The sequence below is a fragment of the Acidovorax sp. Leaf78 genome, from assembly GCF_001422735.1.
GTDB lineage: Bacteria > Pseudomonadota > Gammaproteobacteria > Burkholderiales > Burkholderiaceae_C > Acidovorax.
Genome location: NZ_LMLZ01000013.1, coordinates 28671 through 51299, shown reverse-complemented (window position 1 = coordinate 51299; position 22629 = coordinate 28671). Strand labels below are relative to the sequence as shown.

General features: G+C 67.6%; 23 protein-coding genes. 12 read left to right on the top strand and 11 right to left on the bottom strand.

Features of this window, described 5'->3' with window-relative positions:
• Nucleotides 1–241: 241 nt before the first annotated feature.
• Together ASF16_RS11205 and ASF16_RS11200 are read right to left on the bottom strand one after the other, a co-directional pair.
• Nucleotides 242–811, bottom strand: coding sequence for a cob(I)yrinic acid a,c-diamide adenosyltransferase (locus ASF16_RS11205; protein ID WP_056166700.1), 570 nt, complete (start codon nt 809–811; stop codon nt 242–244).
• Nucleotides 812–1041: 230 nt separating this feature from the next.
• A complete protein-coding gene (locus ASF16_RS11200; protein WP_056166699.1) occupies nt 1042–1479 on the bottom strand; it encodes a hypothetical protein in 438 nt (145 codons plus the stop codon).
• 370 nt (nt 1480–1849) lie between these two features.
• Here ASF16_RS11200 and ASF16_RS11195 point away from each other — a divergent pair, with 370 nt between their 5' ends.
• Nucleotides 1850–2212: a calcium-binding protein gene (locus ASF16_RS11195; protein WP_056166696.1), complete on the top strand. Its 363-nt coding sequence runs from the start codon at nt 1850–1852 to the stop codon at nt 2210–2212.
• Nucleotides 2213–2403: 191 nt separating this feature from the next.
• On the opposite strand, the gene ASF16_RS11190 is transcribed toward ASF16_RS11195, so the two are convergent.
• The 5 genes from ASF16_RS11190 to ASF16_RS11170 form a co-directional block, all read right to left on the bottom strand.
• Complete coding sequence (locus ASF16_RS11190; RefSeq protein WP_056166694.1) at nt 2404–3201, bottom strand: amino acid ABC transporter ATP-binding protein; 798 nt, start codon at nt 3199–3201, stop codon at nt 2404–2406.
• On the bottom strand, nt 3185–3838 hold the full coding sequence (locus ASF16_RS11185) for an amino acid ABC transporter permease (protein WP_056166691.1): 654 nt from the start codon (nt 3836–3838) through the stop codon (nt 3185–3187). Before ASF16_RS11185 ends, ASF16_RS11190 begins: the two co-directional genes overlap by 17 nt.
• Before the next feature lie 6 nt (nt 3839–3844).
• Nucleotides 3845–4519 (bottom strand): amino acid ABC transporter permease, encoded by a 675-nt coding sequence (locus ASF16_RS11180; protein WP_056166688.1) that lies wholly within the window; start codon nt 4517–4519, stop codon nt 3845–3847.
• Between the two features lie 214 nt (nt 4520–4733).
• Entirely contained in the window at nt 4734–5555 is an 822-nt protein-coding gene (locus tag ASF16_RS11175) for a transporter substrate-binding domain-containing protein (RefSeq protein ID WP_056166684.1), read from the bottom strand.
• A complete protein-coding gene (locus ASF16_RS11170; RefSeq protein WP_056166681.1) occupies nt 5552–6415 on the bottom strand; it encodes a GntR family transcriptional regulator in 864 nt (287 codons plus the stop codon). The genes ASF16_RS11175 and ASF16_RS11170 overlap by 4 nt, the downstream gene beginning before the upstream one ends.
• A 373-nt stretch (nt 6416–6788) precedes the next feature.
• Between ASF16_RS11170 and ASF16_RS11165 the strand changes: the two genes are divergently transcribed.
• From ASF16_RS11165 to ASF16_RS11150, 4 genes are all read left to right on the top strand, one after another.
• The gene (locus ASF16_RS11165; protein ID WP_056166679.1) at nt 6789–8213 is read left to right on the top strand and encodes an FAD-binding oxidoreductase; all 1425 of its coding nucleotides are present in this window, start codon (nt 6789–6791) and stop codon (nt 8211–8213) included.
• Between the two features lie 88 nt (nt 8214–8301).
• Entirely contained in the window at nt 8302–9042 is a 741-nt protein-coding gene (locus ASF16_RS11160; protein WP_056166675.1) for an alpha/beta fold hydrolase, read from the top strand.
• 101 nt (nt 9043–9143) lie between these two features.
• The gene (locus ASF16_RS11155) at nt 9144–9899 is read left to right on the top strand and encodes a hypothetical protein (protein WP_056166671.1); all 756 of its coding nucleotides are present in this window, start codon (nt 9144–9146) and stop codon (nt 9897–9899) included.
• 14 nt (nt 9900–9913) lie between these two features.
• Nucleotides 9914–10651, top strand: a complete 738-nt coding sequence (locus ASF16_RS11150; RefSeq protein ID WP_056166669.1) for a metallophosphoesterase — start codon at nt 9914–9916, stop codon at nt 10649–10651.
• A 44-nt stretch (nt 10652–10695) separates the two neighbouring features.
• Here the strand turns inward: ASF16_RS11150 and ASF16_RS11145 are convergent, their stop codons facing one another.
• Together ASF16_RS11145 and ASF16_RS11140 are read right to left on the bottom strand one after the other, a co-directional pair.
• Nucleotides 10696–11040, bottom strand: a complete 345-nt coding sequence (locus tag ASF16_RS11145) for an antibiotic biosynthesis monooxygenase (RefSeq protein WP_056166664.1) — start codon at nt 11038–11040, stop codon at nt 10696–10698.
• Nucleotides 11037–11381, bottom strand: a complete 345-nt coding sequence (locus tag ASF16_RS11140) for an NIPSNAP family protein (protein ID WP_056166661.1) — start codon at nt 11379–11381, stop codon at nt 11037–11039. Before ASF16_RS11140 ends, ASF16_RS11145 begins: the two co-directional genes overlap by 4 nt.
• Nucleotides 11382–11471: 90 nt before the next feature.
• On the opposite strand from ASF16_RS11140, the gene ASF16_RS11135 reads away from it, so the two are divergent.
• On the top strand, nt 11472–12233 hold the full coding sequence (locus tag ASF16_RS11135) for a helix-turn-helix transcriptional regulator (RefSeq protein WP_082485698.1): 762 nt from the start codon (nt 11472–11474) through the stop codon (nt 12231–12233).
• Nucleotides 12230–12553: a YnfA family protein gene (locus tag ASF16_RS11130; protein ID WP_056166658.1), complete on the top strand. Its 324-nt coding sequence runs from the start codon at nt 12230–12232 to the stop codon at nt 12551–12553. The genes ASF16_RS11135 and ASF16_RS11130 overlap by 4 nt, the downstream gene beginning before the upstream one ends.
• A 377-nt stretch (nt 12554–12930) precedes the next feature.
• Here ASF16_RS11130 and ASF16_RS11125 read toward each other — a convergent pair whose 3' ends face one another.
• Entirely contained in the window at nt 12931–14469 is a 1539-nt protein-coding gene (locus tag ASF16_RS11125) for an ABC transporter substrate-binding protein (protein ID WP_369817138.1), read from the bottom strand.
• 296 nt (nt 14470–14765) lie between these two features.
• On the opposite strand from ASF16_RS11125, the gene ASF16_RS11120 reads away from it, so the two are divergent.
• The gene (locus ASF16_RS11120; RefSeq protein WP_156372033.1) at nt 14766–15269 is read left to right on the top strand and encodes a hypothetical protein; all 504 of its coding nucleotides are present in this window, start codon (nt 14766–14768) and stop codon (nt 15267–15269) included.
• 65 nt (nt 15270–15334) lie between these two features.
• Nucleotides 15335–16036, top strand: coding sequence for a hypothetical protein (locus ASF16_RS11115; RefSeq protein WP_056166649.1), 702 nt, complete (start codon nt 15335–15337; stop codon nt 16034–16036).
• A 51-nt stretch (nt 16037–16087) separates the two neighbouring features.
• Here the strand turns inward: ASF16_RS11115 and ASF16_RS11110 are convergent, their stop codons facing one another.
• Nucleotides 16088–16546, bottom strand: coding sequence for a BON domain-containing protein (locus tag ASF16_RS11110; protein WP_056166713.1), 459 nt, complete (start codon nt 16544–16546; stop codon nt 16088–16090).
• Between the two features lie 329 nt (nt 16547–16875).
• Here ASF16_RS11110 and ASF16_RS11105 point away from each other — a divergent pair, with 329 nt between their 5' ends.
• The 3 genes from ASF16_RS11105 to ASF16_RS11095 are packed head-to-tail and all read left to right on the top strand — an operon-like array spanning nt 16876 to nt 22603.
• Nucleotides 16876–17946, top strand: a complete 1071-nt coding sequence (locus ASF16_RS11105; protein ID WP_056166646.1) for a ligase-associated DNA damage response exonuclease — start codon at nt 16876–16878, stop codon at nt 17944–17946.
• Nucleotides 17943–19781: an ATP-dependent DNA ligase gene (locus tag ASF16_RS11100; protein WP_056166644.1), complete on the top strand. Its 1839-nt coding sequence runs from the start codon at nt 17943–17945 to the stop codon at nt 19779–19781. The genes ASF16_RS11105 and ASF16_RS11100 overlap by 4 nt, the downstream gene beginning before the upstream one ends.
• Nucleotides 19778–22603: a ligase-associated DNA damage response DEXH box helicase gene (locus tag ASF16_RS11095; RefSeq protein WP_056166641.1), complete on the top strand. Its 2826-nt coding sequence runs from the start codon at nt 19778–19780 to the stop codon at nt 22601–22603. Before ASF16_RS11100 ends, ASF16_RS11095 begins: the two co-directional genes overlap by 4 nt.
• Nucleotides 22604–22629 lie beyond the last annotated feature (26 nt).

Genomic DNA, 22629 nt, shown 5'->3' with positions numbered 1-22629 from the left:
TCGGCGCTGAGGTGCGGCTCAGTTCCTTATCGACGCTCAGGGGCGGGGTGGGGGCTATCTTCGCCAGTCGGTCAAAGCCGATAGCCGGTACTCAGGCCCTCCACCCCAACACCTCCACCATACAAGCCAGTTCCACGGTGTCCCTGGTGTTGGCAGCGTGCCAGTCACAACGGGCTGTGCGCAATACCGACTCTGGATGCAATCGGCTTGCAGCGACCCGCCAAAAACCGCAAGCAGCTATCTATTCAGTAGCATTCTGCGCCGCAAGGCGCTCGCTTTTCCAGTACACGTCGTCGCCGCCGTCCATGCGGTTGAGCACGCGGGCCAGGACGAACAGCAAGTCCGACAGGCGGTTCAGGTATTGGCGCGGGGCGTCATTCAGCGGCTCGGCGGTGCCCAGGGCGACCACCACCCTTTCGGCCCTGCGCGCCACGGTGCGGCAGACGTGGGCCTGGGCTGCGGCGCGGGTGCCGGCGGGCAGGATGAATTCCTGAAGGCGCGGCAGCGCGGCGTTGTGGTGCGCCAGGGCCTCGTCCAGGTCCAGCACCGCCTGGAGCTTGAGCAGTTCGAAGCCAGGGATCGACAGCTCGCCGCCCAAGTTGAAGAGCTGGTGCTGTATCTCGACAAGCAGGGTGCGAACATCGCTGGGCAGGGGCTCGCACAGCAGCAGGCCGATGTGGGAGTTGAGTTCATCCACATCGCCCAGCGCGTGGATGCGCAGGCTGTCTTTGGAGACGCGTTCGTTGTTGCCCAGGCCTGTGGTGCCGGCGTCGCCGGTGCGTGTGGCGATTTGTGTGAGTCGGTTGCCCATGGGTGCCTTGAGATAAAGGGTGGCGGTCTGCGCACTTGCGTCATCGCAAGCTGCCAGCCTGAAACTGTGCAGACCTAATTTTGCGCCACAGGCTCCGTCAAGACTTGTACAGCCACGCCGCAGCAAAATGCCCGCACCCACTGACTCACCGCAAAGTGGATCAGTGGGTGCGGGCTTTGCGCAGAGGGAGCTAGCTGGCCAGCGCCCCCTGCAAACAGCCGTCCACGACTTTAGTGGGTCGTGGTGGGCGTGCGGTTCATGCGGTCGATGTCGGCGGTCGACACGCCCGAGCCCGTGGGCTTCATGTTGTTCCAGGACGATGTGTGGTACGCATCCCATTCAGCGCGAGACACCATGCCGTCGCCGTTGGTGTCCATCAGGCGGGCGTTGACGCGGGTGTCTGCCTTGGCCGCAGCCTTGCCACCAGACGCGCTGGGGTTGATCTCGGCCACAGGGGCGCCGCGGCCGTCACCGGCGGCAGGGTTGGCAGGGGTGGCGGTGCTGCGTGCAGCGCGGTCATCGGCCTTGTTTTGTGCGTTGGCCGCTGCGGGGCCACCCGATGCGGCAGGATTCACTTCCGATGGAGGACGTGGGGCATTGGGAGCCTGGGCCAGGGCGGCCGTGCAGGCAATGGTGGCGAGGGCGGCGATGAGGGTTTGCTTTTGCATGGATGGCTCCTTGATTGATCAGTGACACAACAGGGTTAAATGAAGCACGCAACTGTTGCGGGCTTGGAGTTCATTGTTGGAAGCGATGCGCCAGCACGGTGTAGGACTTTCGCGGTCACGCTGGTCAGCGTGCGGGGCGCTCAGTTACCGGTGAAAACCCCGCCAGCCAGTCGTTTTGAACGCCACGGGGGCCGCTGTGAGAGGCGGTACGTTTGGCTACATGCACGATGCATTGCTCCACAAAACAGGCCCTGGCAGTTACACCACGATGGCAAATGTTGGGTAAGGCAACAGCAGGCAAGAGTGCTGGTACTGAGGCCCTTGCTGCGGTGCAATAGAGCCCTGTTCAACTTCGAAGGAATCCACTTCCATGAAGGCACTGCAACGACGCACCTATTCGTTCGACACGCGCAGCGTGATGCTTTTCGCGGCCCTTTCTCTGGGCGGCGTGGGCGCATTGCAAGCACAGACGTCTTCGCCCCAGTTCGGCCCCAGTGAAAAGACTGCGCCCCAGGCTGGCTCCAAAAATTCCACCGGACCGGCCCTCGTGCCGGCCCCTCAATCCACCGCTTCCACCGCGGCCTTTGACCGGGCCGATGTGAACAAGGACGGCCAGCTCAGCACGCAGGAAGCCGCCAAACTGCCGGCCATCGTGCAGCGCTTCAAGGAGCTGGACGCCGACAAGAGCGGCACCCTGTCCCGCGCCGAATTCGAGAAAGGCGCCAACTCCTGATGCCCCTGCACTGACGCCACCGCACAGGGCCGCCACGCCCTAAGCCACGGCGCTACCCACACGTTTTATGCGGGCCCGGCGTTTGTAACGCGGGTTCGTGAGCCTGCCCGCGCTGGAACTCCAGGGCGTGGGCAGGCTCTTGCGCGTGGGCCGATCGCGCAGATCAGTGGAGCTCGGCAGCTCGGCGCCACTCAATCGTGCAACGACGAAAGGAACTGCTGCAGCTCCGGCGTCTGCGGGTTTCCAAAAATCTCGGCGGGTGCGCCGGACTCATGCACGCGGCCCTGGTGCATGAAGATCACGCGGTCGCTCACCTTGCGGGCAAACGCCATCTCGTGCGTGACCATCATCAGCGTCATGCCTTCCAGCGCCAGCGACTCCACCACGCGCAGCACCTCGCCCACGAGTTCGGGGTCCAGCGCCGAGGTGATCTCGTCGCACAGCAGCACCTGTGGCTCCATGGCCAGGGCGCGCGCAATGGCCACGCGCTGCTGCTGGCCGCCCGAGAGCTGTTCGGGCATGGCATCGAACTTTTCGGCCAGGCCCACGCGCTCAAGCAGCTTGCGCGCCTGGGCCTCGGCGGCCTTGGCGTCGCGCGCCTTGACCAGCGTGGGCGCGAGCATGATGTTGCGGCCCACCGAGAGGTGCGGAAACAGGTTGAAGCTCTGAAAGATCATGCCCACCTGCTGGCGCAGCGCGCGCATGGCCATGGCGCTTTCGTGCATGAGTTTTTGACCATCGACGCTGAGCGCGCCTTCCTGGAACACTTCCAGGCCATTCACGCAGCGCAGCAGCGTGCTCTTGCCCGAGCCGCTCTTGCCGATGATGGCGATCACCTCGCCCTTGCGCACCTTGAGGTCGATGCCTTTAAGCACCTCGTTCGTGCCGTACGACTTGCGCAGCGCGGTGATCTCGACGATGGGGCGGCCCACGAGCGTTGCGTCTTGGGCAGCCACGGGAGCTGCGCTGGTGTCAGTGGCGGTTGCCATGGAGTTTCCTTTCAAGGGACTGCGCGACCAGGCTCACCGGGAAGCACAACACAAAGTACAGCAGGGCCACGCAGGCGTAGACGAGGAAGGGCTGGTAGGTGGCGTTGGAGATCATGCTGCCCGCCTTCGTCAGTTCGACAAAACCGATCACCGACGCCAGCGCCGTGCCCTTGATCACCTGCACCAGAAAGCCCACCGTGGGCGGCACCGCAATGCGCAGCGCCTGGGGCAGCACCACGTGGCGCAGCTGCTCGCCGAAGTTGAGCGCCAGGCTCTGCGCGGCCTCCCACTGGCCCTTGGGGATGGACGCCACGCAGCCGCGCCAGATCTCGGTAAGGTAGGCACTGGTGTAGAGCGTGAGAGCAAACGCAGCCGCCGTCCACGGCGATGTCTTGATGCCGAACAGCGCGATGCCGAAGTACGCGAGGAACAGCTGCATGAGCAGCGGCGTGCCCTGGAACACCTGCACGTAGGCGCCGATGAGCCGCTCGGTGCCGCGCATCTTGGAAAGGCGCAGCACCAGCAGCAACAGGCCCACCAGGCCGCCGCCGATGAAGGCAATGAGCGAGAGCGACACCGTCCAGCGCGCGGCCAGCAGCAGGTTGCGCAGGATGTCCCACAACGAAAAGTCAACCATGGCGATCTACCTCCCCACCAGAAAACGCGCTCCCACCCACATCAGCAGGCGGCGGGTGAGCATGGACAGTGCCAGGTACACCAGCGTGGCCAGGATGAAGGCCTCGAACGCGCGGAAGGTGTTGCTTGAAATGAGGTTGGCGGCGTAGCTCAGCTCGGGCGTGGAGATCTGGCCGCACACGGCCGAGCCCAGCATCACGATGATGATCTGGCTGACCATCGCAGGCCACACCTTGAGCAGCGCGGGCGGCAGCACCACGCGCCGGAAGGTCTGGCCGGGCGTGAGCGCCAGGCTCTGCGCAGCCTCAATCTGGCCGCGCGGCGTGGCCTCGATGCCGGCGCGGATGATCTCGGCCGAGTACGCGCCCAGGTTGATCACCATGGCCAGCACCGACGCGACCTCGGGCGAGAGCTTGAGGCCCAGCGCCGGCAGCCCGAAGAACAGGAAGAACAGCTGCACGATGAACGGCGTATTGCGCACCAGCTCCACATAGGTTGCCACCGCCCAGCGCAGCGGCGCCGCGCGCGGGCCGAGATTGCGGGCACGCGCCCAGGCACAGGCCGTGCCCAGCAGCAGGCCCAGCACGGTGCCCACCACGGTGAGGCCGATGGTCCACACCAGGCCACGCACCAGCAGCGGCCAGGACGAGAGCACGGCAGAGAAGTCGAGTTGGATCAACATGGTGCTAGCGGCTTAGGTTGTGGATGCCTGTGTCCTGCAGTGCGCGTCATGGATGGCGGGATAGCACCTTCACGGCCTCCGCCAGCGCCCTCACACCCGTTCGGGCTGAGCCTGTCGAAGCCAGGGCGCGCACACAGCGCACACAGCACGCAGAGAGCGGCTTCCACAGGCTCATCAGCCTGAACGATGGGGAGGAGTCACAACGCGCCGTTGATCACAGAGGCAATTCACCTGCGGGGCGGCCCAGCCACTTGCTCGACAGCTTGTCGATGTCGCCGGACTTCTTCGCCTCGGCAATGATCTCGTTCACTCGCAGGCGCAGCTTGTCCTCGCCCTTGGCCACGCCGATGAAGTTGGGGCTGTCTTTCAGCAGCAGCTTGTATTCGGTCTGCAGGTTGGGGTTCTTCATCATGATGGTGCCGGCCGTGGAGGCGCTGGTGGCGATGGCCTGCGTCTGGCCCGACACGAAGGCCGAGATGCTGGCGGCGTGGTCTTCGAAGCGCTTCACGTCCACGCCAGCGGGCGCGACCTTGCCCAGCTCCTGGTCTTCCATCGCGCCACGCGTCACGGCGACCGACTTGCCGGTCAGGTCGGCAAAGCTCTTGATCGACAGGCTCTTGCTGGCGAACACGGCCTGGAAGAAAGGCGCATACGACGCGGTGAAGTCGATCACTTTCTCGCGCTCGGGGTTCTTGCCCAGCGTGGAGATCACGAGGTCGGCCTTCTGCGTCTGCAGGTAGGGGATGCGGTTGGCGCTCGTCACGGGGATCAGCTCGACCTTCACACCCAGCTTGGCAGCAATGTAGTTGGCCATTTCCACATCCAGGCCCTGGGGCTTGAGGTCGGTGCCGACGAAGCCGTAGGGCGGGTAGTCGGTGGGGATGGCGATCTTGATTTCCTTGGCCTTGAGGATGTTGTCCAGTGCGTTCTGCGCGTGGGCAGCGGGTGCCATGAGCGCGGCCGACAGGCCGGCGGCGGCGAGCACGCCCAGGGTCAGGCGGCGGGTCGATGGTGCAGGGGTGCGGCGGATGGTCATAGCAGGGCTCCTAGGTAGGTGGATGCGTCGGCGGGTGCTGCGTCGTTGTCGGACGCGGTGGAAAGGGAACGTGCGGTGGCGGCGCGCGGCTTGCGGGGCCGGCGCTTCTTGTCAGGTGCGACGGGGGTTGCAGGCTGGGCCGGCGTGGCAGCAATGGCGGACCTGGCAGCGCCCGGATCGGCGGCAGGGCTCTTGTGCATGGGAGCCAGCGCGTCGCGTAGCCCCGCCAGCGGGTCGGTGCTGGCCTGCAGGCGCAGTGCCGACTGCACCGAGCCGATGTGTTCGGACATCAGCGCCTCAGCCCGGGCGATGTCGCCGGCCTCCAGCGCCTCGACGATGCGCACGTGGTCCGCACAGGACTGCGCCGCATCGTGCGACGACTGGTAGAGCATGGCGATCAGTGTGGTGCGCGCCGTGAAGTCGCGCAGCGTGTCGGCCAGCAGGCCGTTGCCCAGGCATTCGGCCAGACAAACATGAAAGTCGCCCAGCAGGAAGCTGCGCACGCCCACATCGCTGCCCACCAGCGCCGCCTTCTCGCGCTGCAGGTGGGCCTTGAGCTGGCGCACGGCGGCCTTGTCGACCGACTTGAGCTGGTGCAACAGGCCGAGTTCGATCACGCGGCGCGCCTCGAAGGCCTCGCGGGCCTCGTCTTCCGACGGTTCGATCACATACCAGCCGCGCCGCGCGCTCACAGTGACGATGCCGCGGGTGGACAGGCGCGTGAGCGCCTCGCGCACGATGGTGCGGCTGCAGTCGAACAGCATCGCCAGCTGCTGCTCGCCCAGGCGCGAGCCGGGGGCCAGCTTCTGGGCCATCACGGCTTCGATGATGCGGTTGCTGATGTCGTTGGCGGTGGTCATTGCGCTCCACCGATTGCAGGTTCCGTGCCAACTGGTATACAAGTTCTGCGCACCAGGCTGGAGCACACAGGGGTTTGACGGCGTCCGGATCGGGCCTGCGCGCCCCGCCCTGGGGCATCACAGCGTCAGTTCGGGGCGTCTAAGGGGCGCCTGCAGCGGCGCGCCGTCCCGCTAGCACTCCTCATGTGCCCGGCAGGCAACCACCGGATGCAAAGGCGGTCCGCGGCCGTGGCTTAGCGCCGCAGCTCCCGCTTCCCCCGAAGCCACTCGGCCATACTCGCCGGCTGACCCTGCCTGCACCGTGGGTCGCCAGCACGTTCCCGGTCCGTGACCCCTAGAATGTTTTCCACACGCCGACCACGGAGACATACCCATGAACGCCCCGACCGCCACCGTCCACTTGCTTCCAGAAATCCACCTGCGCGATGTACCGCAGGCCTTGATCGAGGCACTGCAAAGTCGCTTTGGCGCGCAGTGCTCCACGGCCCAGGCCGTGCGCGAGCAGCACGGGCGCGACGAGGGCTCGCTGCAGGCGCCCCCGCCTTCGGCCGTGGTGTTTGCCCAGAGCACGCAGGACGTGGCCGACGCCGTGAAGCTGGCCAGCCAGTACGAGGTGCCCGTGATCCCCTACGGCGCGGGGTCTTCGCTCGAAGGCCACCTGCTGGCCGTGCAAGGCGGCATCAGCATCGACGTGAGCCGCATGAACCAGGTGCTCAGTGTGAACGCCGAAGACCTCACGGTGACCGTGCAGCCCGGCATCACGCGCAAGCAGCTCAACGATGCGATCAAGGACACGGGCCTGTTCTTCCCCATCGACCCCGGCGCCGACGCGAGCATCGGCGGCATGAGCGCCACGCGCGCCAGCGGCACCAACGCCGTGCGCTACGGCACCATGCGCGAGAACGTGCTGGCGCTGGAGGTGGTCACGGCCAGCGGCGACATCATCCACACCGGCACGCGCGCCAAGAAGAGCAGCGCGGGCTACGACCTCACCCGCCTGCTGGTGGGCAGCGAGGGCACGCTGGGCATCATGACGCAGATCACCGTGCGCCTGTACCCGCTGCCCGAGGCCGTGAGCGCGGCGATCTGCTCGTTCCCGAGCATCGAGGCGGCCGTGCACACCGTGATCCAGACCATCCAGCTCGGCGTGCCCATTGCGCGCGTGGAGCTCATCGACCACCACACGGTGCGCATGGTGAACGCCCACAGCAAGCTCTCGCTGCGCGAGGAACCGATGCTGCTGATGGAGTTCCACGGCTCGCCCTCCAGCGTGAAGGAACAGGCGGAGACCGTGCAGGACATCGCCAGCGAATTCGGCGGCCAGGCCTTCGAATGGGCCAGCACGCCCGAGGAACGCACCCGCCTGTGGACCGCACGGCACAACGCCTACTTCGCCGCCGTGCAAAGCCGCCCGGGCTGCCGCGCCATCAGCACCGACACCTGCGTGCCCATCAGCCGCCTGGCCGACTGCCTGCTCGAATCCGTGGACGAGGCCGAAGCCAGCGGCATCCCGTACTTCCTTGTCGGCCACGTGGGCGACGGCAACTTCCACTTCGGCTACCTGATCGACCCCAACAGCGCCGAAGAACGCGCGAAGGCCGAAGCCATGAACCACACCCTGGTGGCCCGCGCGCTGAGCATGGGCGGCACCTGCACCGGCGAACATGGCGTGGGCATCCACAAGATGGGCTTCCTGCTGGACGAAACGGGGGCGGGCGCGGTGGACATGATGCGGTCTATCAAGCGGGCGCTGGACCCGAAGAACATCCTGAACCCGGGAAAGATTTTCGCGATGTGATCACTGTGGGCGCAGTGTGAGGCGCGCCGTGGTGCCATCCCAGGGCGCTGTGCGGATGCCGCCGTGTGCTGAGCCACTGTCAACGAGCATGGTCACCGTCGTACTCCTGCCTGGCATGGACGGCACGGGCGACTTGTTCGCCCCGTTTGTCGCAGCGCTGGGCCCATCGATCAGAACGGTGGTGGTGCGCTATCCCACGCAGAGTGCGCTCGGCTACCAAGCACTGGAAGTGGTGGCACGGCAGGCACTGCCGCAAGACGGACCCTATGTGCTGCTGGGTGAGTCGTTTTCAGGCCCCATCGCCCTGTCGCTGGCTGCGTCCTGCCCGCCAGGGCTGGCCGGGGTGGTGCTGTGTGCCACCTTTGCGACGAACCCGGTGCCGCTGCTGCACCCCGTGAGCGCGCTTGCGGCCATCACGCCCTTCGAGCTTGCACCCGCATGGCTGGTACGAAAACTTCTCATGGGCCGGCATACGTCGCCGGATCTGGGGCGCCTGTTGCGCGCTACTCTGGCCAAGGTGTCGGGGGCAGCGCTGCGCGCCAGGGCGGGCGCCCTCTTGAGGGTGAACGTGGTCGCCCAGCTGCGCGCGGTGCAAGTGCCGGTGCTGTACCTGCAAGCCACGGAAGACCGGTTGATCAAGCGCGCATCGGCGGAGGTGATCAAGCGCGCGCTGCCCAACGTGGAGATCGTTCGCATCGAGGCTCCACACTTGCTGCTGCAGGTCGCGCACACCGCTGCCGCAACGGCGGTGGCCGCTTTCTCTGCGCGGGCGGAAGCCGGGTGGAGGTCCGCCGCAGAGCCGGCCGCAAGGCCAGTCGGTACGGCCTGATCCCACAGGTTTTCTCGCCAAGAGTGATGGATTTCACGGCGCGATCCGGTGGCGGCGCCGCATGCGGCGGCCGCCCGGGCGTGCCCATCTATGCTCGGCCAATGCCCCAGTTCATTCGCTCGTTCACGCTGCTCATCGCGCTTCTTGGCAGCCTGCTCTTTGGCGCCTTGCTGATCACCTCCCTGCTGCAACCCACCTGGGTCGAGCACACGGCGCGCGACATGATCCGCCAGCACATTGAAAAGAAAACCGGCGAGAAGCTGCAGGCCCTGGATGAGCGCTTTCTGACCGGGCGGGCGCGGCTTCTCTGGCAGGGCAAGGAGCAAGAGATCGAAGCCGCCCGCAAGGCGCTGTCGGCAGGCCTGCCAGCGCGCGTGGCCGCCATAGCCGCCGAGATGGGCATTCCCGCCTGCGAGTGCCGCAAGCGGCGCGAGCAGCGCCTGCAGCTGGAGATCGGCACGGCGCAGCAGATGCAGGCCCGCCTCGACGCGTTGATCCGCACGGCTTACCTCGACACGGCAGACAAGCTGCTGCGCGAGCTGCGCATCTTCAGCGGCGCGAATGCGCTCGCGTTTGCCTTGCTGGGGCTGGCCGCATGGCGGCGCCGCGGTGCACAAGCGGCGGCGCTGGTACCGGCCGCGGCCACGCTGCTGGCGGCTACGCTGATCTGCAGCGGCGTGTACCTGTGGGGCCAGAACTGGCTCTCCACCATCGTCTTCGGCAGCTACGTGGGATGGGGCCAGTTGGCCTACATTGCGGTGGTGTACGCGTGGCTGTGCGACCTGCTGTTCAACCAGGCCCGCGTGAGCGGACACCTGTGCCAGGGCATGGGGAGCATCTCCGTGTCACCCTGCTGAAAGTTTTTCTCACCATGCGCATCGCCCTCGTCTCCGACATCCACGGCAACCTGGCAGCCCTCGAAGCCGTGGCGGCCGACATCCGCCAGCGCGGCGCCGACCGGGTGGTGAACCTGGGCGACAACCTCTCGGGCCCGCTGCTGCCGCGCGAGACGGCGCAGTGGCTCATGGCATCGGGATGGCTGTCGCTGGCGGGCAACCACGAGCGGCAGGTACTGCACCTGCAGCCCGGGCGCGCAGGCCCATCGGACCAGTATGCGCACGCGCAGCTCACAGAGGCCGAGTTCGCATGGATGCGCACGCTGCAGCACAGCCTGCGCCTGACCGACGACGTAATGTTGTGCCACGGCTCGCCGCGCAGTGACCACGAATACCTGCTGGAGACGCTGGACGGCCACGCCCTGCGCCTGGCGCGGCCCGCAGAGATCCGCGAGCGACTCGATGCACAGACTGCGGTGCCTGTGATCGCCTGCGGGCACACCCATGTGCCGCGCGCAGTGCGGCTGGGCGCGCAGTTGCTGGTCAACCCCGGCAGCGTGGGGTTGCAGGCGTACAGCGACGACCACCCCGTCTACCACGCGGTGGAATCTGGCACGCCCGATGCGCGCTACGCGCTGATCACGCTGCACGGCGGCCAGTGGCAGGTGGAGCACATCGCCGTGGCTTACAACCATGAAGCGATGGCGCTGCTCGCCGAGCAGCGGCAGAGGCCGGATTGGGCGCATGCGCTTCGCACAGGGTACATGCCCTGACGCAGATCGTGCGCCTCAGGCAGGGCCGCAATGCAGCGCACCGCTCAGCCGTGCACCCGGCGTGAATCCACCGGCACCTGTGCGCGGTCGTGCAGGCCGTAGTCGCGCACCACGGCGGCCACGCGCAGGCGGTAGTCGGCAAAGATGCCAGCGCGGCCTGCCTGCTGGGTGCTGCGGTGGGCCTCCACCTGGCGCCAGCGGGCCACGGCCTCTTCATCCCGCCAGAACGAGAGCGACAGCAGCTTGCCGGGCTCGCTCAGGCTCTCGAACCGTTCGATGGAAATGAAGCCGTCCACCTGCTCCAGCGCAGGCCGCAGCGCGGCGGCGGCGGCCAGGTAGGCGTCCTTGCGGCCGGGTGCGGGCAGCACCTCGAAGATCACGGCCATCATGGGGCGGACTCCACGGCGTGCGCGGGCAGGCCCAGCGTGCCTTCGACGCCCTGGGTGAAGGTGCGCTCCTCGCGCAGGATGAAGCGCTTTTCCTGCGCCATCGCGAAGTTGGCACGGCCTTCGGGGTCGGTGCGCAGGCGGGCGCGATAGGCCTCGTACGCGGCCAGCGAGTCAAAGCCGATGAGGCCCCACGCCTCGTAGTTGGTCCCTTCGTGTGGCAGGAAGTAGCCCAGCAGGTGGCCACCGCAGCGCGGGATGATCTGCCCCCAGCGGCGCGCGTATTCGGCGAACTGCTCGCGCTGGAAGGGGTCGATGTCGTAGCGGATGAAGCAGGTGATCATGGTGTGATGCCCGGGTCGGGATGCGTGTGGTGTGTGAGGGTTTGACGATAGGCGCTTGACGGCCCGGGATGGTTCGCCCAACATCGAACCATGAAAGACGGCCCCCACATCGCGCGCATTGCCGCGCTCATCGGCGACAGCGCGCGCGCCGAAGTCCTGACCGCACTGATGGCCGACCGCGCCCTCACGGCCACCGAGCTGGCGGACATTGCCGGCGTCACCAAGCAGACCATCAGCGCGCACCTGGCCAAGCTGCTCGACGCCGGCCTGCTGTCGGTGGAGAGCCAGGGCCGGCACCGCTACTTTCGCCTGGCCGACCGCGACGTGGCGCAGTTGCTGGAGTCGCTGATGAACGTGGCGTTCCGTGCAGGCGCCGTGCGCTTGCGCGCAAGCCCGCGCGAACCCGCACTGCGGCGCGCCCGCGTCTGCTACGACCATCTGGCGGGCGAAGTGGGCGTGCAGTTGCACGAGGCGTTGCTGCGCCAGGGCTATCTGCACGCTGCCGATGGCGGCCTCGCGCTGACCACGGCGGGTGCCGAGTGGTTTGCCCAGCAAGGCATCGACACGGCCGTGGTGGAGCGCCAGCGGCGCATGCTGTGCCGCCCCTGCCTGGACTGGAGCGAGCGGCGCCACCACCTGGGCGGCGCGCTCGGTGCCGCGCTGCTGCAGCGCTTGGTGGAACGCGGCTGGGCGCGGCGCGACAAGGACTCGCGCGTGGTGCACTTCTCGGCCGAGGGCGAGCTGGCCCTGCGCGCATGGACGGCGCCTGCCGCTGGCGAGGCAGCGAGCAACGACACGGCCCACCGCCCCCGTCTGGCGAATGCGAAAACGAAAGCGCAGGTGGGCCTGTGAAGACCTTCGCACTCTTCGTGGCCACAGCGCTGGCCGAGATCGTGGGCTGCTACCTGCCGTGGCTGTGGCTGCGTCAGGGCAAGCCGGCATGGCTGCTGGTGCCCGCCGCGCTGAGCCTGGCGCTGTTTGCTTGGTTGCTGACGCTGCACGACACCGCCGGCGCGGGGCGCGTCTATGCGGCGTACGGCGGCGTCTACATCGGCGTGGCGCTGGCCTGGCTGTGGGCAGTGGACGGCATCCGGCCCACGCCGTGGGATGTGGCGGGGGTGCTGGTGGCGCTGGCGGGCATGGCGATCATCGTGTGGCAGCCCATGAAGTGAGCAACCGATGGGGTGCAGACGGATGGATCGATCGCGCTGGCTGCCAGCGTGCGCAGAGCGGGGGTTTGTATTGAGGCTCTGCTGCTCACGCCCCCTCTCGCCAGCCCTCTCCCGCGAGGGGAGAGGGAGTTTGGGGGGGCTGTCTGCGGCTCTGTTGCCGTTGTGTGCGGCGAGATGCAGTGGATAAGAATGCTATACAAATAATAGCTTCTAGCGCTTTTAGAAAGCGCGCCAGAGGCCATTTCCACCAGAGTCGTACCCTACCCCGGCTTTGACCCCCTCGCCCCTCGCGGGAGAGGGTCGGGGAGAGGGGGCCGTCTTCCGCGCACTACGGCTGCTTCACCCCAGCCACCTTCCAACCAGCAACCCGCCAACCCTCAATTCACCTTGATCAACCGCCAGTCGATGCGGTTGTCCGGCCGCTGCACCAGATCCACGTTCTTCTTCATGGCCCAGGCCAGCATCTGGTTGTGCAGTGGAATGTTGGCCACGGTGTCGTTTTGCAGTTGCAGCCCTTCGGTGAGCAGCCGGTTGCGCACCGGCAGGTCGATCTCGGTCTTCACGCGGTCCACGATGTAGTCCATGCGTTCGTTGCTGTAGCGGCCCAGGTTGTAGTTGCCGTCGCCGCCGGTGGTCTTGGTGCGCGTGAGCGACTGCAGGGTGTACAGCGCGTCGAACGTGGGCACGCCCCAGCTGAGCAGCGCGATGCTGGCCTCGTGCCGCTGGGCCATGGGGTAGTAGGTGACGGCCGGCAGCGTGCGCAGCTTGGCCTTGACGCCCACGCGCGCCCACATCGAGGTGATGGCCTGGCACAGCCCTTCGTCCTGGATGATGGCGTTGTTGCTGCAGGCCAGGTCGACCTCGAAGCCGTCCTTGTAGCCCGCATCGGCCAGCAGCGCCTTGGCCGCGCTGGGGTCGTAAGGCAGGCGCTTGTCCACCGCCTCCGTCCAGCCGTTGACCAGCGGCGAGACGATGGCGCCCGTGGGCTTGGACATGCCGCGCATGGTCACACGCTGCAACGTACCGACATCGATGGCCTGGTACAGCGCCTTGCGCACCCGCAGGTCCTTGAGCGGGTTCTTGCCCTTGATATTGCTGCCCGGCAGCTCGTCGCGGAACTGGTCCATGGCCAGGTAGATGGTGCGGTTCTCGACCATCTCCATGACCTTGAGATTGGGGTTGGCCCGAAGCCGCTCCAGGTCCTGCAGGCTGGTGTCGCGCACCATGTCGACCTCGCCGGACAGCAGTGCCGCGATGCGCGTAGCCTCGGACTTGATGGGCGTGTAGGTGATCTCGGTCACGTTGCCCTCGGTCTTGCCGGCGCTCCACCACAGCGGGTTGACGGCGAAGACGATCTTCTGGTCGGGCACCCATTCCTTCAGCACGAACGGGCCCGTGCCCATGGCGTTGCGGTGCGAAAACGTTTCGTCCTTGGCCTTGATGTCCTTGGGCTCCACGGCATTGTTCTTCTCGGCCCAGGCCTTGCTCATCACGCGCAGCTCGGTCAGCTGGTTGAGCAGCACCGGGTTGGGGTTCTTCAGGAAGATGTCGATGGTCTCGCCATCCACCTTCGCGATGCGGTCCATGCCCTGGGTGTAGATGGCGTAGGTGGACGTCTTGCTCATCGCGCGCTGCAGCGAATACACCACGTCGTCGGCCGTCATGGCCGAGCCGTCGCTGAACTTCACGCCCTGGCGCAGCTTCAGGCGCAACTGCGTGGGGCTGACCTGCTGCCAGGACGTGGCCAGCAGGGGCTCGACCTTGAGCGTGCGGCTGTTGAACATCACGAGCGACTCATACACCGCCGCGTGGATGCCGTTGCCCAAAGCGCTGTTCTGCGAGTGGATGTCCATGGACTGGATGTCGCTGGAGCCGGCCCATTTGAAAGGCTTTGCCCCCGCCACGGCGGGCACCATGCACGCCAGGACGGCCGCCAGTGCGGGCGCAGATAGCAGCGAGTAACGATCGAAACGCAAGGGCATACAAACCTCCAGATTGTTGTCAGCACGCAATGTGCAATACCTCCACGCTTCTGCAGATATGGAAATCCCTGGGTGGTGTTTCCGCAGTGAAAGTGAAGGGGCCCGGGACGTATGCACATGACATGCCACCAGCTGCCGCTGCATACGGCCCATTACATCTCTTACACCCGAACCTGGGAATTTCACGGCCAGAATCGCCGGTCCCCCCTCTGCACGACCCCCATCCCACCATGCCAGGGCTTTCCTTCCGCACTATCTTTCGACTGGCCGCCGCCGTGACCACGGCACTCGTCCTGGCTGCGATGGGGACGCTGGGCTACCTCTTTTCCGTAGAGGACTACGTCACGCGGCCCGGCTCGCCCGTGTACTACCTGGGCATCTCGTCGCTGGTGCGCGATGTACAGGTGCCCGACGTCGCACAGGGCCGCGAATACTTCGGCTCGGTCGGCGACGGCAACAAGCCGCCCCAATCGCAATTGAGCTTCAAGGTGCCGCTCGACACCGCCGACGCGGTTTGGGACCAAGTGAGCCGCCAGCTGCAGAACCTGGCGCTGCATTCCGTCAGCGCGACGGGCAATGAATCGGCGGTGGCCAGCAACAAGAACATCGTCTCGCCCGGACTCCGCGAAGCGCAATACACCTCTGACAAGCGCGACCTGGTGTTGCTGACCACCTACCAGGACAGCGATGGGGGCACCCCACTGATCCGCTTTGAAATCACTCACTACGATTGATTTGATCCCACCGCAGCCGCGCACGCAGCGCCCCCTTTTTTTCTCCACTTCCTCGTTGAACACCCATGTCATCTCGCTCGGACATTCCCAATCGCCTGATCTACACGTGCAATTGCGGCTGGATCGATATTGGCCACCTGGTGTCCGTCGAGAAGCCGGCCAACCGCCATGCGAGCGCCGCCTATCTGTGGAAGGACGTCTCGCTGGAGCGCGGCCTGCAGGTCACGGGCAAGCCGGACCACCATCTGGTGATGTACCGCCAGGGGATGCGCAAGTTCGGCTTCTCGCGTGACTTCACGAAGTTCTACTTCATCCGCAAGGGCCTGCCGCTGGCCACCCAGCGCTCGGTGGCGCTGGCGATCTTCAAGGAAGTCTCCCTGGGCTTCGAGGACGTGCAGGCGTCGCTGTCGGCCTTCACGGACAGCGGCTTCAGCGAAGAAGATCTGGTGTCGAACCTGCTCGGCTTTTACGTGGCCGTGCTGGGCAATGTGGACTGGCGCAACCACTGCAAGCCCGTGTCGGCAGAGGCTTCGCGCGTCGTCTGGGACACGCTGGGCCCGGTGGGGTCGCGCAAGAACCGCCAGTTCGTCCCCAAGCTGCATGCCTGCGAAGAATGCAAGACCCAGCACCACATCACGCAGCCCGTGTTCCCGCCCATTTTTTCGTCCATCCGCCCAGCCCAGCAAGGTGCGGATTTTTTTGAAGCCACGGACGCCACGCCCGGCCTGCCCGTCCCGGCGCACATGCTGTCCACCTTGTTTGTCTGACCGGCCCTGGCGCCCGCTGAGACGTCATGGGTGCAGACCGGATCGTCCCCCTTACCGCTGCTGCAATGCCGGGTAGCGCGCAGTGCCAGGCGCAGTGCCCACCTGCAGCAGGTTGACCACCCCCAACACATCGTCCACCAGCTGCACGGCCTGCTCCATCGCCAGGGACTGCTCGGCCGACTGCACGCAGCCCATCAGCGTGACCAGGCGGCGCTCGCCCAGCACCCATACGCTGGTGTCGCCAAACCGGCCGTCCTCGCGCAGGTACAGCCGCACGCGCGGAATGATCTCGGCGTCGTACAGGTAGGAGTTGGGCAGCCGGCATCGGCCCACGCGGTAGCAGCTGCCGCCGTGCTGCGCGCGCACATGCGCCACATCACGCACTTCGGTCTCGGTATACAGCGGGCCCTCGGGCACGGGGCAGGCGGGCATGGCGGACGTGACCTGCACGAAGGGGTCGTTGAAGGCGTTGGTGCGCTCAGGCGTCGGGGCCTTTGCGCCTTGCGCCATGGCGACAGCCGCCGCGCTGGCCAGGACGCCCACGACGCACACGGAGCGCAGCAGGCGCCAGGGCAAGATGAAGTGCATGGGACCCCTTCCTTTTGGCAAAAGAATGCACATGGTACGGCGCGGCGCCCCGCTGCGCGCGCGCCTGAAGGCCCCATCCAGTGCTCACAAACATGCGGCGTTGGCCTGCAGACAGCTCGGCCGATGTGGTGATGATGAGGGCAACTCGCACAGCATCGTTTGCTCTCTAATTCATAGCAAAAAGACCTATTCCATTAAGCGGTAGCGCTGATTTTTTCTGAGAGCCTGCCGCCACCCTGCCGTCCCACGCCATGCCCAGCGACCTCATCGTTCACCGCCCTGAAGGCCTGTACTGCCCGCCCGGCGATTTCTACATCGACCCCTGGCGGCCGGTGAGCCGGGCTGTGATCACGCATGCGCATTCGGACCACGCGCGCATGGGCTCGGCGCACTACCTGGCGCACACGGACAGCGAAGGCACGCTGCGCAATAGGCTGGGTGCGGACATCGACCTGCAGACGCTGGCCTATGGCGACGTCATCGACCAGCAGGGCGTACGCGTGTCGCTCCATCCCGCGGGGCATGTGCTGGGCTCGTCGCAAGTGCGCATCGAGCACGGCGGCCAGGTGTGGGTGGCGTCGGGCGACTACAAGCTCGAAGACGACGGCACCTGCCCGCCGTTCGAGCCGGTGCGCTGCCACACCTTCATCACCGAGTCGACCTTCGGCCTGCCCATCTACCGCTGGCCGTCGCAGCCGGTGCTGTTCGCCGACATCAATGCCTGGTGGGCTGCGAATGCCGCGGCGGGCAAGGCCAGCATCCTGTATGCGTATGCCTTCGGCAAGGCGCAGCGGCTGCTGCACGGGGTGGACCCGAACATCGGCCCCATCGTCGTGCACGGCGCGGTGGACCCGCTCAACGGCGTGTACCGCGCAGCCGGCGTGGCACTGCCACCCACGCTGCGCGTGACGGACCCGGGCGTCACCAAGGCCGAGCTGCGCCGCGCGCTCGTGCTGGCCCCGCCCTCGGCGGCGGGCACGCCCTGGCTCAAGCGCTTTGGCGAGCATTCCGATGCCTTTGCCAGCGGATGGATGCTGGTGCGCGGCGCACGCCGCCGCCGCGGCGTGGACCGGGGCTTCGTGATGAGCGACCACGCCGACTGGCCCAGCCTGCAAAAGGCCATCGGCGCCACCGGGGCCGAGCGCGTCATCGTCACCCACGGCAGCACCGAGGTAATGGTGCGCTGGCTGTGCGAGCAGGGCCTGGATGCGCAGGTGTTCAAGACCGAATACGGGGCCGACGACAACGAGGACGACAGCAACGCGGCGCCTCCTGCAGCCCTTGCCGAAGAAGCCGGCGCGCTGCCTGAGGCCGCGCCATGAGGGCGTTCGCCGAGCTGTTCCAGGCGCTGGATGCCACCACCGGGCAGTCGGCCAAGCTCGCGGCGCTGGTGGCCTACCTGCGTGTGGCGCCGCCGTCCGATGCAGCCTGGGCCACCTACTTTCTGGCCGGTGGCAAGCCGCGCCAGATGGTGCCCACCAAGCGCCTGAAGGCCCTGGCGCAAGAGGCCGCCGGCCTGCCCGAATGGCTGTTCGAAGAAAGCTACCAGGCCGTGGGCGACCTGGCCGAAACGCTGGCCCTGCTGCTGCCTCCGCCGGTGCAACCCTTAGACCTACCGCTGGCCGAGTGGATGGCCCAGTTGCTGCCCCTGCGCGCGCTGCCGCCCGACGAGGCCGACGCCCGCCTGCGCGCGCAGTGGGACAGGCTGGCGCCGGAGCAGCGCTTCGTGTACTTCAAGCTCATCACCGGCAACTTCCGCGTGGGGGTGTCGCGCCTGCAGGTCACGCAGGCGCTGGCCACGGTGAGCGCGCTCGACCCCAAGCGCATCGCCCACCGGCTCATGGGCTACACGCAGATCGGCCGGCAACCCCAGGCCGACGACTACAGCGCGCTCGTGGCGCCCGTGGGCGAGGCTGCGGATGGCGACGCGGGCGATGCCGTGGATGCCGGCATGGCCGGCCAGCCCTACCCCTTCTTCCTGGCCCACCCGTTCAACCAGCCCGTGGCCGAGATGCCTGCGTTGCTCGGCACGCCCGGCGACTGGCTGGTGGAATGGAAATGGGACGGCATCCGCGCGCAGATCGTGCGGCGCGGCGGCGCGGTGTGGGTGTGGTCGCGTGGAGAAGAACTGGTGACCGATCGCTTCCCCGAACTGGCCGGGGCCGCGATGGCGCAGCTGCCCGATGGCTCGGTGGTCGATGGCGAGATCCTGGTGTGGCTGCCCGGCGAGCCCCAGCCCCGCCCCTTCGCCGACCTGCAAAAACGCCTGGGCCGCAAGACCCTCGGCCCCAAGCTGCTGCGCGAGCTGCCAGTGGTGCTGGTGACCTACGACCTGCTTGAACATGCGGGCCAGGACCTGCGCCAGCAGCCCCAGCAGGCGCGCCGTGCGCTGCTGGAGGCGCTGCTGCAACCGTCGGCCGATGCACCGCAAGGAACACTCCCAACAACCGCCGAACCGATCACGCCGAGCCCGTCGAAGCGCGGCGCTGGACTTCGACAGGCTCAGTCCGCACGGCTGGTGGAGCTTGACCTCGAACCCACACCCTCGCCCTCGACCACCACCGCACGGCAACCCACCCTGCGACTGAGCGCGCTGCTGCACGGCGCCAACTGGGACGACCTCGCGCGTCAGCGCGAGGCCGCGCGCGGCATGGGCACCGAGGGCTTCATGCTCAAGAACCGCCAGGCGCACTACGGCGTGGGGCGCACCAAGGACGTGGGCGTGTGGTGGAAGTGGAAGATCGACCCCATGAGCGTGGACGCCGTGCTCATCTACGCCCAGCGCGGCCACGGCCGCCGCGCCAGTTTGTACAGCGACTACACCTTTGCCGTGTGGAACGGCCCGCCGGACGACCCCGAGCGCCAACTGGTCCCGTTCGCCAAGGCGTATTCGGGCCTGACGGATGTGGAGATCGGCCAGGTGGACGCCATCGTGCGCAAGACCACGCGCGAGAGCTTCGGGCCCGTGCGCAGCGTGGATGCGACCATGGTCTTCGAACTCGGCTTCGAGGGCATCGGCAAGAGCCCGCGCCACAAGAGCGGCATCGCGGTGCGCTTTCCGCGCATGCTGCGCTGGCGCAAGGACAAGACCGTGGCCGAGGCCGACACGCTGCAAACCTTGATGGCGCTGTTGCCGGGGCAGGACGCACCGGGATGAGCACCGCTGCCAAGGCCGCGCCCCGCCGTCCGCGCAAGCCGTTGCCCACCGTCGCGTTGAGTGCCGCAGCGGGCTGGATGGCGGCGCGTGGCTGGCAGCCCTTCGGCTTTCAGCAAGACGTGTGGCGCGCCCTGGGCAAGGGCCGCTCGGGCCTGCTGCACGCGACCACCGGCGCGGGCAAGACCTATGCGGTGTGGCTGGGCGCGCTGCAGCACCTGGCGCTGGCCGGGCACACGCTGATGCCGACAGCCGGATCGACCAGTCAGATCACATCCCCACCCGTTCGGGCTGAGCCTGTCGAAGGCGGGGCCGCTTCCATCGAAGCTGCGACGCCGTCGGCCAGCACCAGCACCAGCGACCGCACCGCCCTGCGCAAGCGCCGCGCAGCCGCCCCTCCCCTGACCGTGCTGTGGATCACCCCCATGCGCGCCCTGGCAGCCGACACGCTGCGCGCCCTGCAGGCACCGATGCCCGACCTGGCCCCCGACTGGACCAGCGGCCTGCGCACCGGCGACACCGCCAGCGGCGAGCGCGCCGCGCAGGACCGCCGCCTGCCCACGCTGCTGGTAACCACGCCCGAGAGTCTATCGCTGCTGCTGGCCCGCGCCGATGCCCACGAGCGCCTGCGCCATGTGCAACTGGTCGTGGTGGACGAATGGCACGAGCTGGTGGGCAACAAGCGCGGCGTGCAGGCGCAGCTGGCGCTGGCGCGCCTGTCGGGCTGGAACCCGGCACTGCAGGTGTGGGGCATGTCGGCCACGCTGGGCAACCTGCAAGAAGCGCTGGACACGCTGCTGCCCCGCCCTTCCCCGGGCGCCCCCGCTGCACCACCGGCCGTGCTGGTGCAGGGCCGCGTGGACAAGGCGCTCAAGGTGCAGGTGATGCTGCCGGCCAAGGTGGACCGCTTTGCCTGGGCCGGGCACATGGGCCTGGCACTGCTGCCGCAGGTGGTGGAGTCCATCGAGTCCTGCGCCTCTTCATTGGTTTTCACCAACACGCGCTCGCAGGCCGAACGCTGGTACCAGGCGCTGCTGGAGGCGCGGCCCGACTGGGCCGGCACCATTGCGCTGCACCACGGGTCGCTGAGCCAGGACGTGCGGGCCTGGGTGGAGAACGGGCTGAAAGCCGGTCTGCTCAAGGCGGTGGTCTGCACGTCGAGCCTGGACCTGGGCGTGGACTTTCTGCCCGTGGAGCAGGTGCTGCAGATCGGCTCGGCCAAGGGCGTGGGGCGGCTGGTGCAGCGCGCGGGCCGCTCGGGCCATGCACCGGGGCGCACGTCGAGCATCACGCTGGTGCCCACGCACAGCCTGGAGCTGGTGGAAGCCGCCGCAGCGCGCCATGCGCTGGCCCAGGGCCGCATCGAAGACCGGCACACGCCGCGCGCACCGCTCGATGTGCTGGTCCAGCACCTGGTCACCATCGCGTTGGGCGGCGGCTTCGAACCCGATGCGCTGCTGGCCGAAGTGCGCCGTGCCCCGGCCTATGCCACGCTGGCCGACAACGACTGGCAGTGGGCGCTGCAGTTCGTGCGCCAGGGCGGGGCCTCGCTGGCCATCTACCCCGACTTCCAGCGCGCAGCGCCTGATGAGGAAGGGGTGTGGCGCGTGCCCGATGCGCGGCTCGCGCGCCGGCACCGCAGCAACATCGGCACCATCGTGAGCGACTCCAGCATGCAGGTGCAGTTCGTGAGCGGCGGGCGCCTGGGCTCGGTGGAAGAAAGCTTCATCGCGCGGCTGCGCAAGGGCGACGTGTTCATGTTCGCCGGCCGCCTGCTGGAGCTGGTGCGCACCCAGCAGATGACGGCCTACGTGCGCATCGCCCCCAAGGGCAGCGCCGCGCTGCCGCGCTGGAACGGCGGGCGCATGCCGCTGTCGAACACGCTGGCCGACGCCATGCTGGAGATGCTGGAGCAGGCCGAGCGCGGCGTCTACGCATCGCCCGAGATGCAGTGCGCCCAGCCGCTGCTGGCGCTGCAGCACGCCTGGTCGGCCCTGCCCACGCCCAGCCGCCTGGTGGCCGAAACCCTGCACACGCGCGAAGGCTGGCACCTGTACCTGTACCCGCTGGCGGGCCGCCTGGTGCACCTGGGCCTGGCGGGGCTGCTGGCCTGGCGCGCGTCCGAACAGGTGCCCAACACCTTCTCCATCGCCGTCAACGACTACGGGCTGGAGCTGCTGTCGGCCAAGCCCGTGGACTGGGCCGCGCTGCTGCCGCGCCTCATCGGCGAGGGCACGCACACCACCATCGGCAGCGGGTTGGAGGACGAAGTGCTCGCCAGCCTGAACGCGACCGAGATGGCGCGCCGGCGCTTTCGCGAGATCGCGCGCATCGCAGGCCTCATCTTTCAAAGCCACCCCGGCGAGCAGCGCAGCAGCCGCCAGCTGCAGGCCTCGTCGTCGCTGTACTACGACGTGTTCGCCCAGTACGACCCGGACAACCTGCTGCTGGCCCAGGCCCGCGCCGAGCTGCTGGCCAACGAGCTCGACATGGAGCGGCTGGCCCGCACGCTGCGCGGCATGCAGGCGCAGACCCTGTCCATCCATGCACTGCAACGCCCCACCCCGTTCGCCCTGCCGCTGATGGTGGAGCGCTTTCGCGAACGCCTGAGCACCGAAACGCTGGCCGACCGCCTGGCGCGCATGGTGCAGGCGCTGGAGAAGGCCGCCGACGACACCACCGGCACCCACCTCGCCGACAATACCGTGGCCCCGGCCGACATGGCCTGGGACGTCCCCGACGGCGCCACCGCATCCCCCCGGCGCGCACGCCGCGGCGACACTGAGGGCGCACCCCGCCGGCCCCGGGGACGCCACGGATTCTGAGCACGACGACGAAGACGACACCGACC